15 protein-coding genes and 1 tRNA gene are annotated in these 13,206 nt (G+C 60.5%); 8 read left to right on the plus strand and 8 right to left on the minus strand.

Annotated features, from left to right (window positions below):
* Positions 1-55 precede the first annotated feature (55 nt).
* The 5 genes from RXV86_RS05310 to RXV86_RS05330 all read left to right on the plus strand — a co-directional run bounded on the left by RXV86_RS05310 (position 56) and on the right by RXV86_RS05330 (position 3,859).
* The gene (locus RXV86_RS05310; RefSeq protein ID WP_316298066.1) at positions 56-1,090 is read left to right on the plus strand and encodes an SPOR domain-containing protein; all 1,035 of its coding nucleotides are present in this window, start codon (positions 56-58) and stop codon (positions 1,088-1,090) included.
* The gene (gene nagZ, locus RXV86_RS05315) at positions 1,087-2,094 is read left to right on the plus strand and encodes a beta-N-acetylhexosaminidase (RefSeq protein WP_316298068.1); all 1,008 of its coding nucleotides are present in this window, start codon (positions 1,087-1,089) and stop codon (positions 2,092-2,094) included. The genes RXV86_RS05310 and nagZ overlap by 4 nt, the downstream gene beginning before the upstream one ends.
* 6 nt (positions 2,095-2,100) lie before the next feature.
* The gene (locus RXV86_RS05320) at positions 2,101-2,889 is read left to right on the plus strand and encodes a ScpA family protein (RefSeq protein WP_316298069.1); all 789 of its coding nucleotides are present in this window, start codon (positions 2,101-2,103) and stop codon (positions 2,887-2,889) included.
* A 4-nt stretch (positions 2,890-2,893) separates the two neighbouring features.
* Complete coding sequence (gene scpB, locus RXV86_RS05325; RefSeq protein ID WP_316298070.1) at positions 2,894-3,550, plus strand: SMC-Scp complex subunit ScpB; 657 nt, start codon at positions 2,894-2,896, stop codon at positions 3,548-3,550.
* Positions 3,551-3,643: 93 nt separating this feature from the next.
* Positions 3,644-3,859 carry a hypothetical protein gene (locus RXV86_RS05330; RefSeq protein ID WP_316298072.1) on the plus strand — a complete coding sequence of 72 codons (216 nt, stop codon included), beginning with the start codon at positions 3,644-3,646 and terminating at the stop codon, positions 3,857-3,859.
* Positions 3,860-3,875: 16 nt separating this feature from the next.
* On the opposite strand, the gene RXV86_RS05335 is transcribed toward RXV86_RS05330, so the two are convergent.
* From RXV86_RS05335 to RXV86_RS05370, 8 genes are all read right to left on the minus strand, one after another.
* Positions 3,876-4,952: a 2'-deoxycytidine 5'-triphosphate deaminase gene (locus tag RXV86_RS05335; RefSeq protein WP_316298074.1), complete on the minus strand. Its 1,077-nt coding sequence runs from the start codon at positions 4,950-4,952 to the stop codon at positions 3,876-3,878.
* Between the two features lie 183 nt (positions 4,953-5,135).
* A tRNA-Pro gene (locus RXV86_RS05340) sits at positions 5,136-5,212 on the minus strand.
* A 62-nt stretch (positions 5,213-5,274) separates the two neighbouring features.
* Positions 5,275-6,342 (minus strand): MerR family transcriptional regulator, encoded by a 1,068-nt coding sequence (locus RXV86_RS05345; protein WP_316298076.1) that lies wholly within the window; start codon positions 6,340-6,342, stop codon positions 5,275-5,277.
* An 18-nt stretch (positions 6,343-6,360) separates the two neighbouring features.
* Positions 6,361-6,663, minus strand: a complete 303-nt coding sequence (gene ihfA / locus RXV86_RS05350) for an integration host factor subunit alpha (protein ID WP_316298078.1) — start codon at positions 6,661-6,663, stop codon at positions 6,361-6,363.
* Positions 6,664-6,788: 125 nt separating this feature from the next.
* Positions 6,789-7,763 carry a beta-ketoacyl-ACP synthase III gene (locus RXV86_RS05355; protein WP_316298080.1) on the minus strand — a complete coding sequence of 325 codons (975 nt, stop codon included), beginning with the start codon at positions 7,761-7,763 and terminating at the stop codon, positions 6,789-6,791.
* Positions 7,760-8,887, minus strand: coding sequence for a phosphate acyltransferase PlsX (gene plsX, locus RXV86_RS05360; RefSeq protein WP_316298081.1), 1,128 nt, complete (start codon positions 8,885-8,887; stop codon positions 7,760-7,762). The genes RXV86_RS05355 and plsX overlap by 4 nt, the downstream gene beginning before the upstream one ends.
* Positions 8,888-8,911: 24 nt before the next feature.
* The gene (gene rpmF / locus RXV86_RS05365; RefSeq protein ID WP_316298082.1) at positions 8,912-9,118 is read right to left on the minus strand and encodes a 50S ribosomal protein L32; all 207 of its coding nucleotides are present in this window, start codon (positions 9,116-9,118) and stop codon (positions 8,912-8,914) included.
* 209 nt (positions 9,119-9,327) lie between these two features.
* On the minus strand, positions 9,328-9,888 hold the full coding sequence (locus RXV86_RS05370) for a DUF177 domain-containing protein (protein ID WP_316298083.1): 561 nt from the start codon (positions 9,886-9,888) through the stop codon (positions 9,328-9,330).
* 94 nt (positions 9,889-9,982) lie between these two features.
* Here RXV86_RS05370 and RXV86_RS05375 point away from each other — a divergent pair, with 94 nt between their 5' ends.
* The 3 genes from RXV86_RS05375 to RXV86_RS05385 all read left to right on the plus strand — a co-directional run bounded on the left by RXV86_RS05375 (position 9,983) and on the right by RXV86_RS05385 (position 13,118).
* On the plus strand, positions 9,983-10,441 hold the full coding sequence (locus tag RXV86_RS05375) for an outer membrane protein assembly factor BamE (protein ID WP_316298084.1): 459 nt from the start codon (positions 9,983-9,985) through the stop codon (positions 10,439-10,441).
* A gap of 89 nt (positions 10,442-10,530) precedes the next feature.
* Positions 10,531-11,262: a GNAT family N-acyltransferase gene (locus tag RXV86_RS05380; RefSeq protein ID WP_316298086.1), complete on the plus strand. Its 732-nt coding sequence runs from the start codon at positions 10,531-10,533 to the stop codon at positions 11,260-11,262.
* Between the two features lie 32 nt (positions 11,263-11,294).
* On the plus strand, positions 11,295-13,118 hold the full coding sequence (locus RXV86_RS05385; protein ID WP_316298088.1) for an ATP-binding cassette domain-containing protein: 1,824 nt from the start codon (positions 11,295-11,297) through the stop codon (positions 13,116-13,118).
* The last annotated feature ends 88 nt before the right edge of the window (positions 13,119-13,206 follow it).

Consider the following 13,206-nt stretch of genomic DNA (forward strand, 5'->3'; position numbering starts at 1 on the left):
TTGGCAGTAACGATCCCCGGCGACCATGCATCACCGGGGCGTAAGCGAGGCGAACATGGCGGATTTTCCTTACGGCGGCCCCACGGGGGCGGTCGAACCCGATCAGGCACCGATTCAGAGCTCTAGGGCGCAGGGCTCCGATACGCTTCAAACCCTTGGAACCGTTACCAACTGGGCGGGCGCAGCGGTATCGCTGGCGCTGATCGTTGGGATTGGCGTCTGGGGCTATAAGATGTTGTCGCGCGACGTGTCGGGCGTGCCAATCGTGCGCGTGGCCAGCGGTGATCCTATGCGCGTGCAACCAGTGGATCCCGGCGGCAGCCCGGCGATGCACCAAGGGTTGGCCGTAAACCAGGTGGCGGCAGAAGGCGCGGCCGAGCGCCCAGCGGATCGATTGGTTCTGGCCCCGGCACCGGTCTCGCTGGATGATGAAGACATGGCCGGTGCGGCAGCGCAGGTTGCTTCTGCTCCGGTGACAGATGATGAACCTGCCCCGGCAGCGGTTCCGGCCGTCGTGGCGGAGACGCCGCAAATGGCATCGATCCGGGCGTTGGCGGACCAATTGACCGGCGGCACCGCGCCGTTGGACGAGGTGGCCCCGGCACCTGATGCGACACCTGAAACCATTCAGTCAGTGGCTGCTGTTGCCCCGGTTGTTACCACACCGAAGAAACCTGATACGCCCACGGCCAAGCCCGATGTCAAACCAACCAAGGCTGTGGTTAAGGGGGGGATCAAGAAATCCCTGCGCCCGACTGTACGCCCGGACGGGTTGAAAAAGGCGGCTGCAGTGGTGCCTGCTGCAAGCGCGCTTGAGATTGACCCTTCGGACATTCCGGCAGGCACCAAGCTGGCGCAGTTAGGCGCGTTCGACAGTGCAGAGACTGCACGCAAGGAGTGGAACAAGCTGAGCAACCGGTTTGGCGACTACCTTGAAGGAAAGCAACGGGTTATCCAAAAGGCCAAGAGCGGCGGCCGGGTGTTTTACCGACTGCGCGCCATGGGCTTTGCTGATCTGAGCGATGCGCGGCGCTTCTGCTCGGCACTGGTGGCCGAGCGCGCTGATTGCATCCCGGTGACCACCAAGTGAGCAATTTCGGCGCCACGATACTGGATGCCGACGGGCTGACCCTGACGGGCGAAGAGAGGGCGTTTTTCCGCGAGGCTGATCCGTTCGGCTTCATCCTGTTTGCCCGCAATGTCGAAAGCGCCGATCAACTGCGTCGCCTGACCGGTGAGATGCGCGAGGCGGTGGGACGCGAAGCGCCGATCACCATCGACCAGGAAGGCGGACGGGTGCAGCGGATGCGCAGACCCCGATGGCGCGAATGGTTGCCGCCGCTGGAGCATGTTGAAGCCGCCGGTGAACGGGCGGAGCGGGCAATGTATTTGCGCTATCGCATCATAGCGGATGAACTGCGCCAATGCGGCATCGACAGTAATTGTGCGCCTTTGGTGGATGTGGCGCAGCGTGAGACTCATCCGTTTCTGTTCAACCGCTGTTACGGTGACGAAGCCAAGGCCGTGGCCCGGATCGGGCGCGCGGTGGCCCAGGCGCACCTAGATGGTGGGGTGCTGCCGGTGGTGAAGCATATCCCTGGCCATGGGCGCGCCGTGACCGACAGCCATTATCATTTGCCGCATGTTTCGTGCGCAAAGAATGACTTGGAAGAGATTGATTTCTTTCCGTTTTATGCATTGAATGACTTTCCGATGGGGATGACGGCCCACGTGGTCTATGAAGCGGTAGATGCTGCGCCAGCGACCCTGTCGCCAGTGATGATGCAAGTGATCCGAGAGGAGATCGGTTTTGATGGGCTGATCATGACCGATGATATTTCGATGAAGGCCTTGCGGGGCAATTTGGGGCAGTTGAGCCAAGACGCGCTGAAAGCGGGGTGCGATGTGATCCTGCATTGCAATGGCGCGCTGGACGAGCGTCGACAGGTGGCCGAGGCCGCAAGCCATATGAGCGATCAGGCGCAGGCCCGCGCCGAACGGGCGCTTGAGGCCCGTAAAACCCCAGATGAAGTTGACATTGCCGCGCTGGAAGCCGAACTTGAGGCGCTTTCGGGTGGCGCTACGGCAAGTTGACAGGGCATGGCTGAGAACACAGACGAGTTTCAGGAAGACCAAGTGTCGGTGGCCGAACGGCTGGCCGCCGAGGCGCTGATCGTCGATGTTGACGGGTTCGAGGGGCCATTGGATGTCTTGTTGACCCTGTCGCGGACCCAAAAGGTCGATCTGCGCAAGATTTCAGTGCTGGAACTGGCGCGGCAGTACCTGACCTTTGTCGAAAAGGCCAAAGCACTGCGCATCGAGTTGGCGGCTGATTACCTGGTGATGGCGGCGTGGCTGGCATTCCTTAAATCGCGCTTGCTGTTGCCCCCCGATCCGGCGGAAGAGGGCCCTTCAGGCGAAGAATTGGCGGCCCATCTGGCGTTCCAACTGGAGAGATTACAGGCGATGCGTGATGCGGCCGCGCGGCTGATGGCACGCGACCGGCTGGGGCGCGATTTCTTTGCCCGCGGCATCCCCGAAGACGTGATGCGCACCAAGAAAGTGATCTACACCGCCAACCTGCTGGACCTGATGCAGGGTTATGCGCGCATCCGTACCCGTGAGGAGTTCCGCCCATTTACCATGGATCGCGACGCGGTCTTTACCATGGAACAGGCGCTGGAACGGATGCGGGGGCTGATCGGATTTGCCGGCAACTGGACCGACCTGTCGAGCTATATGCCCGAAGGCTGGGAAAGTGATCCGGCCAAGCGGCGTTCGGCCACCGCCTCGACCTTTGCGGCCTCGCTGGAGCTGGCCAAAGAGGGTAAGGTCGAGATTCGCCAAGCCGAGACATTTGCTCCGATCCAGCTTCGGAAAAAGGATTAGGATCATGGCCGAGGATATTGAAAAAACAGAAGAAAGCCTGTTCGAAGCGCCGCCCGTTGCCGAGCAGGAGCGGATGTGTGAAGCGATCCTTTTTGCCAGCGCCGAACCGGTCAGCATCAAGGAGTTGAATAGCCGTATGCCGCACGGTGCGGATGCGGCCGAGGCGCTGGTGCATCTGCGTAAACGTTATGAGGGGCGCGGTGTGCAGGTGGTGAAGGTGGGCGATGCCTGGGCGATGCGCACGGCTGCGGACCTTGGCTTCCTGATGCAGAAAGAAACGGTTGAGACCCGCAAGCTGTCACGTGCGGCGATCGAGACGCTGGCGATCATTGCTTATCACCAACCGGTCACCCGGGCTGAGATTGAGGAAATCCGTGGTGTCTCGGTTAGTCGGGGAACGGTGGATCAGCTGCTCGAAATGGAATGGATCCGGTTCGGACGGCGCAAGATGACGCCGGGGCGTCCGGTGACCTTTGTGGTGACGCAAGGGTTCTTAGACCATTTCGGGCTGGAAAGCGCGCGCGATCTTCCGGGGCTGAAGGAGCTGCGTTCGGCTGGGCTGTTGGAGAGCCGACCACCACCGGGGCTGGGGCCGCAACTGACCGAACCGGACGACGATGAAGAGAGCAGCGAGGGGCAAAGCGAGCTGTTCGAGGACTGATTGTTTCCGGCATTGTTGCGAAAATGGAAACGCCATATTCTTGGCGTATTCCAGCGCTAGACTGCGCTCGAGGCAGCAGACAGGATGGGTGCAATGAACGTCAACCAGATTATCAACATGATCATGCGCATGGTCATGCGCAAGGCCATCAACAAGGGGCTTGATGTTGGAATCGACAAGGTCGCGGGCCGTGGCAAATCGCGCGAAGACATGACGCGGAAGGAGCGGCAGCAAGCGAATGCCGACAAGAAAAGCGTTAAGAACGCCCAGAAGATGATGAAGATGACCCGGCGTCTGGGCCGGATGTAACCGTGTCGCGGCCGGTTCAGGCCGCGCGGAAATGTTTCGACAGTTTCAGCCCCTGGCCTTGGTAATTCGAGGAAATCCCCGAGCCGTAGAGTTGCGACGGCAGGGCCGCCATATGTTCATAGACCAGCCGCCCGACCACCTGGCCGTGTTCCAGGACAAAGGGCGATTCGTGACAGCGGACCTCGAGAACCCCGCGTGATCCGGCGCCGCCGGCGGCGTCATGGCCGAAACCGGGATCAAAGAACCCAGCATAGTGCACCCGGAACTCGCCCACCATTGCCAGGAAAGGGGCCATTTCGGCGGCAAAGGCGGGCGGGATATGCACCGCCTCGCGGCTGACCAGGATGTAGAAGGCACCGGGATCAAGTATGATCTGGCCGGTGGCGCTGTTTAGTTCTTCCCAAAACTCGGTCGGGTTGTAATAGCCGATTCGGTCCAGGTCGATCACCCCGGTATGGGGCTTGGCGCGATAACCGACCAGCGTACCCGACGTCGGTTTCAGGTCGACCGAAAACCCCAGCCCGCCGTCGATCACGGCTTCGCCATCCACCAGCGGTGTTTGTGCATGTGTGGCGATGAGTTCCTCGTCGGTCAGAACCGCATGGCCGGCGCGAAAACGGATCTGGTTCAGGCGCATACCGGGGCGGACCAGCACGGAAAAGCTGCGCGGGCAGATCTCGGCATAAAGTGGGCCAGTGTAGCCAGGCGCGATGCGGTCGAATTCCTCGCCACCATCGGTGATAGTTCGGGTCAGCAGGTCGAGCCGCCCGGTCGAGCTTTTGGCATTGGCCACGGCCTGGATGTCGTCGGCCAGGTCAAGACTTTCCATCAAGGGCACGACATAGACGCAGCCCTTTTCCAGAACGGCCCCGTGGGAAAGGTCGATCTGATGCATTTCGAATTCGTTCAACCGTTCAGCAACCGAGCGCCCATACCCGGCCAGGAACGAGGCGCGGACACGATAGGCGCGGGTGCCCAGCCGCAAATCGAGGCTGGCCGGCTGGATCTGTTCGGGCAGGATTGGCAGTTCGGCGGACAAAGCGCCGCTTGCAATCATCTCTTCCAGGTGCTGGCTGGCGAGAACACCTTTCATGCGGCAACTCCTTGTCGTCTGGTGGTGCGGTTCTGCGTCCGCGCCGTTTGATCGGATATAGCAAGGCGAGAGCGGGATTTGGAGCGAAAATTGCACCGGTTCACCATGGCCGAGCAGATCAAGCCAGAACGGCCAGCGTTCACAGATGCAAAGGGGTAACCTCTTGCCTGGGAGGGGAGAAATTGGTCGGGCTAGCAGGGTTCGAACCTGCGACCTCCCGTCCCCCAGACGGACGCGCTACCAGACTGCGCTATAGCCCGACGGTGCGGTTTACATAGCGGTTTTATACGCGGGGGCAAGGGGGAATTGCGGTGTTTGTGGCTTATTCGCCTGCCGCGTTCCCCTGACCATCCTGCATTGCGGCCAGCTTGTCGCGCAACGCAGCGGCCTCGGCCAATTGTGTTGCGTCAAGCGGACGGCTTTTGCGGGCGGCGAGGCGGCTCAGAATGCCTGGTGGGGCGGTGATGTCCTCTTCGCTTGGAATATCAGGCACGTTGATTTGGGCTGGCCGTAGGGGTTCCGGTTCAGGCTCTGTTTCTTCCGCCGACGATTCGGCGAACTCGGCCGGAGTTTCGTCCGCAGCGTTTTCGACCGATTCTGCCATCGGGTTTTCTGCCGGTTCGGTGCCGGTTGCCTCGGGCGGCGTCGGCGCGGCGCGGTGCAGGAAGGCAGGAAGCTCTACCTCGGCTTCCGGTGCCGGGGTCTCGTCTGCGGCCTGCACTTCCTGTACATCGTCTTCGGCTGTGGCCCGTTCTGGTTCGGCTTCGAGGGCTGCGGGCGCGTCCGCTTCGGCGTGCGGGGCTGCGAAGTCTTCCAGAACGCGGGTATCGCTGGCCGGCGTGCCGTCGACGGGTTCCTGATCCTGTGCCGGGCCGTCGGACGTCTCAACAGGATCTGCCGCAGTTGCGCGCAAGTCGCTTGACGCCTCTTCGGTTGCTGCCTCTCCAGCCAAGTCCTCGGATGGTGCGGCGGTTCGCACGTCTTCGGCCGATGCAAAACTCGGGTCCGCGGCCGCAGGTTCAGCAGGCTGGAACGGAACCACGTCGGCGCTGGCGGGTTTGGCCAGGGTCTTGTCGACCTCGGAGACACCGGTGGTGATGTCGTCCTGTACGAATTCAAGTGGCTGCGAAAGTGAGGCGACGTATTTAACGCCTTGTTCGCGCAAGATTTTCTGCACTCCTTTGATGGTCATTCCATCATCGTGCAGCAGCTTCTTGATGCCGCCGATCAGCAGCATGTCACTGGGGCGGTAATAGCGCCGCCCACCAGCGCGCTTGACCGGTTTCACCTGTGTGAACTTGCTTTCCCAGAAACGCAGGACATGAGCCGGGGATCCAAGCCACTCGGCCACTTCGGAAATGGTGCGAAATGCATCCGCCGATTTTGCCATCTTAAAGGCGGCGCCTCCTTAGCGCTTGTTGCCTTCCGCGACACGTTCTTTCATCAGATGCGACGGACGGAAGGTGAGAACCCGGCGCGGGTTGATTGGAACCTCTTCGCCGGTTTTGGGGTTGCGGCCCACCCGGGCGGCCTTTTCACGTACCGAAAACGTCCCGAAAGACGATATCTTTACCTGTTCGCCACGCACAAGGGCATCAGACATGTGTTGCAGCACGCTTTCGACCAGCTGGGCGGAATCGTTGCGCGACAGACCAACCTCGCGAAAGACAGCTTCGCTCAGGTCCATTCTTGTCAGTGTCTTGTCGCTCATTGTTCATCTTCCCCCGTTGGTTTTCACAACTCTAGGGGCATAGGAATTTCCGAGTCAATAACAATGGCTTAGAAGCCTTGGTTTCAGAGTGTTTTTGCCCGGCCAAGTGGTGTAACGTACCAATCTTACCAGCGCAGAACCACAGACCCCCAAGCCAGACCGCCACCGATCGCTTCGGTCACTAGCAGGTCACCTTGCCTGATCTGGCCGCGTTCGACTCCGACCGACAGGGCCAGTGGGATGGAAGCGGCAGAGGTATTGCCGTGGTCCTGAACCGTGACGATGACGCGTTCCATCGGTACGCCCATCTTCTTTGCGGTGCCACGGATAATGCGGATATTGGCCTGGTGCGGTACGATCCAGTCGACGGCATCGTCGTCGAGGCCGATCTTCGACAGGGCGGTGTGTGCAGTCGAGGTGAGCTTGTCCACCGCTTGGCGGAACAGGGGGTTGCCCTGCATCCGAAGCTTGCCGGAATGGCCGGTGGAGGACACGCCACCATCGACAAACAGCATGTCACGGAACCGGCCGTCGGAATTGAGATCAGCGGACAGAACGCCACGATCGTCGGCGGTTCCTTTTCCGTTTTCAGCACCCAGAACGATGGCCCCGGCGCCATCCCCGAACAACACGCATGTGGAACGGTCAGTCCAGTCCATAATCCGCGAGAAGGTTTCAGCGCCGATGACCAGCACTGTCTTGGCCTGTCCCGACAGAATCAGCGCATTGGCGTTGGTCAGGGCAAAAACGAAACCGGCGCACACAGCCTGAACGTCAAAGCCAAAGCCTTGGGTCATGCCCAGCCCCGCCTGGACCATTGTCGCAACAGACGGGAAGGTGAGGTCAGGGGTCGATGTGGCCACGACCACGGCGTCTACGTCATCGGGTTCCAGCCCGGCCGAGGCCAGGGCCCGGCGCGCGGCGATAATGCCCATATCTGAGGTGGTTTCATCGGCGGCGGCAAAGTGTCGACGTTCAATGCCCGAGCGCGACTGGATCCATTCGTCGGACGTATCAAGGGTCTTCTCGAAATGGCTGTTGGGTACGACGTTTTCAGGCAGGTAATGGCCAACCCCTTGCACGACCGCTCTTACCGTCATTTGTCTGCACCATCCTTATCGTCAGCGTCGCCGTCTGCGGCGGCCATGGTTGCCGATGCAATCCGCGCCGCCAGTTTTGCCGAGAAGTTACTCTCGGCCAGTTGGAAGGCAAGCTGGATCGCCGCCGAAACCCCGGTGGCATCGGCGCCGCCATGGGATTTAACCACCGGTCCGTTGAGCCCCAGAAACACGCCGCCGTTCACCCGGCGCGGATCGATTCGTTTTCTCAATCGCTGCATCGAAGTATAGGCCAAAAGTGAAGCCAGCCGTGACAGCGGGGTGTACTGGAACGCCTCGCGTAGGAAATCCCCGATCAATGAGGCGGTGCCTTCGCCGGTCTTGAGCGCGATATTGCCGGTGAATCCGTCGGTCACAATAACATCGGCGCGACTTCCCGGAATGTCCGACCCTTCTACGAATCCAACATAGTCGAACCCGCCGTTCTGGGCGTTTTCAGCAATCAGCCGGTTGGCGGCCTGCATTTCCGAACGGCCTTTGAATTCTTCGGTCCCGACATTCAACAACCCGACGCGCGGGCGCTTCAGGCCAAGGCCGTTACGGGCATAGGACGCCCCCATGAGCGCATATTGCAACAGGTCGCGTTCGTCCGCTTTGATATCGGCACCCGCGTCCAGCATGACGTTGAAGCCTTGCGGGTTGCGTGACGGCCACAGCACCGCGATGGCCGGACGATAGACCCCGGGCAATTTGCGCAACCGCACCACCGACAGCATCATCAGCGCCCCAGTATTGCCGCAGGACACACAGACGTTGGCCTCACCCAAGCGTACGGCCTCGATCGCCGACCACATCGAAGTGGTCTTGGAGCTGCGCATGATCTGGCTGGGCTTGTCGTCCATGCTGACCACGTCAGGCGCGTCGCGAAGCTCGCAACGGTCGACCAGGTCCTTGCGTTTTACAAAAAGGGGCTCAAGCGTGGCTCGCGGCCCGTGGACGATGAAGCGCATGTCGGGACTGGTTTTCGCAGACAGCGAAATGCCGGCGACAACTGCCGCCGGCCCCTTGTCGCCGCCCATGGCGTCAACCGAAATGATGATGGGTGTCTGCCCCTCAGAGGGGAAAGTGCCCGATGATTGGCCGGGATTCTGTGTCTCGCCGGACATTCAGCGGGCGGCCCGAGACCGGCCTCAGGCCGCGTCTTCGTCGAGCTCGATGTCGTCAACCACCGCGACGATTTCCTTGTCGTCGTAATGCCCGCAGGAGGGGCAGACGTGGTGTGGTCGCTTCAGTTCACCGCAGTTCGAGCATTCGTTCGGGTTTGCGGCAACCAGCGCATCATGTGCGCGACGGTTGTTGCGACGCGATTTCGAGACTTTGTTCTGTTGGACGGCCATGGCGCACTTCCAATTCCATATTCGCGGGTCCACGTTCCAAAGCGGCGCATGGGGCCCTGTTTCGATTGGGCGCCGATGCGCCCGTTTCACGGGTGTTGGGGGCTCATATTCGGATCACACGGGCCTGTCCAACACAAATTTGTCAAGAAGCCGGGAAAATAGCCAAATTCCGCGCTTGTGCAAGCTATTTTTCTGCGTCTGCGAAGAAATCAGCCCTCACCATCGAGGCTGTCGCGCAGCGCCTTGAGCCCGGCAAAGGGGCGGGCGTCCTCGTCCTGCATCGGGGCCTTGCCGGGTTCGGTGAACTGGGCGGCCTCGAGATGGGCACCTCCCAGGCGGGGATATTGCGGCAACCCCAGTGCCAGGGCCTCTATCATCACCGCCTCGAGGTCGATATGGCTGCCCAGCTTGTCGATGGTTTCATCCTCGGGCATTTCGATTTCGCCGTCGATATCATCATCGCTGCTGGTCTCGTCGGGCAGGTTTGCGAGGAAGCGGCGGATCACTTGATCCTCGATCCTGGTGGTCACCGGGTCGAGCGTGACGACGCATGGCTGGACCACCGTGGCGCCCAGCCGGGCTTCGAGTCGCCAATCCGTTTTTCCTTCCGAGGTGATCTGGCCCTCGAATCGCATCTTGCGCAGCCCGGTCAGATTCATCTCGTCGGCGATGGCCGACATCTGGTCCGAATCCGGGGTTAGGCAAAACCGTGTGGCGCGGTTTTGCGGCAGGTCAGAGACCCGAAAACGGCTTGGGCTAGTGTTGGACATTCACGTTCCATTCTTGAAGACAGCTTGAAGATTGGGGGGAAGCTGTTGTAAGCGGATATAAAGGCGCAAATCGCCAAGGCAAGAGGGCAGCGTTATGGTGGGACATTCCAAGGCAAAGCTGTGGCTGGCAGGTATCGCGCTTGTCGCCGTGACCGCCTGTTCATCGATCTATCGCAATCACGGCTATGTTCCGACCGAGGACGAGTTGGCCGAAATCGTTGTCGGGGTTGATACCCGGGCCACGGTGGATGACGTGATTGGAGCGCCATCAGCCGGGGGGTTGCTTGAGGGCGGTGATTATTATTACGTGCGCTCGCGGGTGAAGCATATTGGCATGCTCGAGCCGCAGATTATCGACCGGCAGGTTTTGGCAATCAGCTTTGATGGCGGTGACGTGGTGCAGAATATCGAACGTTTTGGACTGGAAGACGGGCAGGTTGTTCCGATTGCCCGGCGCGTGACCAATTCGAGCGTTGAAGGCAAAGGTTTCCTGCGTCAGCTTCTCGGCAACCTAGGCAGCTTCAACCCGGGCGCTTTGCTAAGCAACAACTGATCTTTGGCGCCGTGGTCGGCGGCTCGTTCTAAAGTCACGTGCGGCGTGCTAGGATATGACTGTTTTGACTTGCCGGAGCGAGGCGCTTCATGAATCCGGTTTTGACCAAAGGCCGTTACAATGCGCGCCTTTCCCGAAATGCGGCGGATATTGCCGCGGCGCAGGCTTTGCGTCACAGGGCCTTTTTTGGCGGCAACGGCGTGGATCGTGATCGGTTTGACGGCACGTGCCTGCATCTTCTGGTGGACAAGCGTGAGACCGGCCAGACGGTTGCCTGCTGCCGCATCCTGCCGCTTGAGGCGGGTCAGATTGGCGAGAGTTATTCAGCGCAGTATTACGAGCTCTCGGCACTTGAAAGCTTTGATGGCAGGATGCTTGAAATTGGCCGCTTCTGCTTGCTGCCGGGCGAGGACAATCCCGACATCCTCCGCATCGCTTGGGGCGCGCTAGCTGCCTATGTCGCTGACAAAAAAGTCAAGATGCTGTTTGGCTGTTCCAGTTTCGAGGGCACGGACGCGGCGCGGTATATGGATGCATTTGCGCTGCTCAAGGCCCGCCACCTGGCACCGGAACGCTGGTTGCCACGGGTCAAGGCACCCCGGGTTTTCCGGTTTGCCACACAGCTTGTGGAAACACCGGACCTGCAACTGGGTATGCAGCGGATGCCACCGCTGCTGCGCACCTATCTGATGATGGGGGGATGGGTTAGCGACCATGCCGTGGTGGACCGGCAAATGGGGACGCTGCATGTCTTTACCGGGCTTGAAATCGCGGCGATTCCGCCGGCCCGCAAACGGTTGCTGCGGGCTGTGGCGGCTTGACGGCATGGGGTGCGCGGGGTAGCTGACAAGCCATGGCGCGAGCACCTTTGTTACAACTCTCCGACATTTCACTCACCTTCGGCGGTGAGCCAATTTTCGACGGCGTTTCGTTGGTGGTTCAGCCCGGGGATCGTGTCGCACTGGTTGGTCGAAACGGATCGGGAAAATCAACTCTTCTCAAGGTGATGGCGGGCCTTGTTGAGGCGGATCGCGGCACCCGCGTGGCCGGCCCCGGTGTCAGTGTCGGCTACATGGAACAGCATCCCGACATGGCCGGTTTTGCCACGCTGGGCGACTATGCATCGAGCGGGTTGGAGCCGGGCGAGCTTTATCGGGTGGAGCGGGCCGGTGAAGGGTTGAAATTCGACCCGGCGCGACCTGTCGAGACGGCGTCTGGAGGTGAGCGGCGGCGCGCGGCCTTGGCCAAGCTGATGGCGGAAGCGCCCGAACTGATGCTCTTGGACGAACCGACGAACCATCTGGATATCGAGGCGGTGGAGTGGCTGGAGAGCGAGTTGAAATCGACCCGCACGGCCTTTGTGTTGATCTCGCATGACCGGGCGTTCTTACGTGAGCTGACACGCGCAACCTTATGGATCGACAGGGGAATTGTGCGGCGACATGAAAAAGGCTTCAGAGATTTTGAAGCTTGGCGCGACAAGATCTGGGACGAAGAAGACACCCAGCGCCACAAGCTCAACCGCAAGATTAAGGCCGAGGCGCGATGGGCGGTCGAGGGCATCTCCGCCCGGCGGAAGCGCAACATGGGCCGGGTGCGGGCGCTGCAGGAACTGCGCAAGGAGCGCGCCAGCCAGATCAAGCGACAGGGCGCGGCAGGGATGGCGCTCGACTCGGGGCCAAAGTCCGGGCGTAAGGTGATCGAGGCACGTGGTATTTCAAAGGCTTATGGTGAAAAGTTGATCTTAAAGCCATTTGATCTGACGGTCATGCGTGGTGACCGGGTGGCCTTTGTCGGGCCCAACGGGGTGGGCAAGACGACACTGCTTAAGATGCTGATGGGCGAGATTGAACCTGATAGCGGTAGTGTCAAGCATGGCACCAATCTGGAACCGGCGGTTTTCGACCAGGCGCGGGCGCAATTGGACCCGGACGCGACGTTGTGGGACAGCCTGACTGGTGATCCGGGAATGCGGGTATCGGGCAGTTCGGATCAGGTGATGGTGCGTGGGACGCCGCGCCACGTGGTCGGATATCTGAAAGAGTTTCTTTTCGATGAACGCCAAGCGCGGGCGCCGGTGCGCTCGCTGTCGGGCGGGGAGAAGGCGAGACTATTGCTGGCACGGTTGATGGCACGGGAAAGTAACCTTCTGGTTCTGGACGAGCCGACAAACGATCTTGATGTCGAGACGCTCGATCTTATGCAGGAACTGCTCGATAACTATGACGGCACCGTTCTGTTGGTCAGCCATGATCGCGATTTTCTGGATCGGGTGGCCAGTATCACCATCGCGATGGAAGGCGATGGCAAGGCCGTGACCTATGCGGGAGGCTGGACGGACTACCGGGCGCAGCGGGCCGAGAGTGTTGCGATTGAGGCAGCGGAAAAATCATTTAAAACAAAAGCTTCCACGCCAAAGGTGAAGCGGGAGAGAGCGCCGAAGGCGGGGCTGTCTTTTACCGAGAAACATCGGTTGGAAGAGTTGCCCGAGGTGATGGAGCGGTTGGAGGCAGAGATTGGCAAGCTGGAGGAATTCCTGGCCCAGCCGGACCTTTTCACCGCTGAACCCTTGAAGTTCAAAAAGGCCAGCGAGGCGCTTGTCGAGCGTCAGGAAGCGCTGCGGAAAAGCGAAGAAGAATGGTTAATCCTGGCTGAAAAGGCCGAAGAAGAGGGTTAACACGGTCCGAAAACAGGGGGCTGGACTCTGTCCGCTATCTGTCGGGTATCTGTCGGGCGGCCGCGGTATTAACCTTTGCGCGGAGACA

This window comes from Aliisedimentitalea sp. MJ-SS2 (genome assembly GCF_032586155.1).
Taxonomy (GTDB): domain Bacteria; phylum Pseudomonadota; class Alphaproteobacteria; order Rhodobacterales; family Rhodobacteraceae; genus JAWHTC01.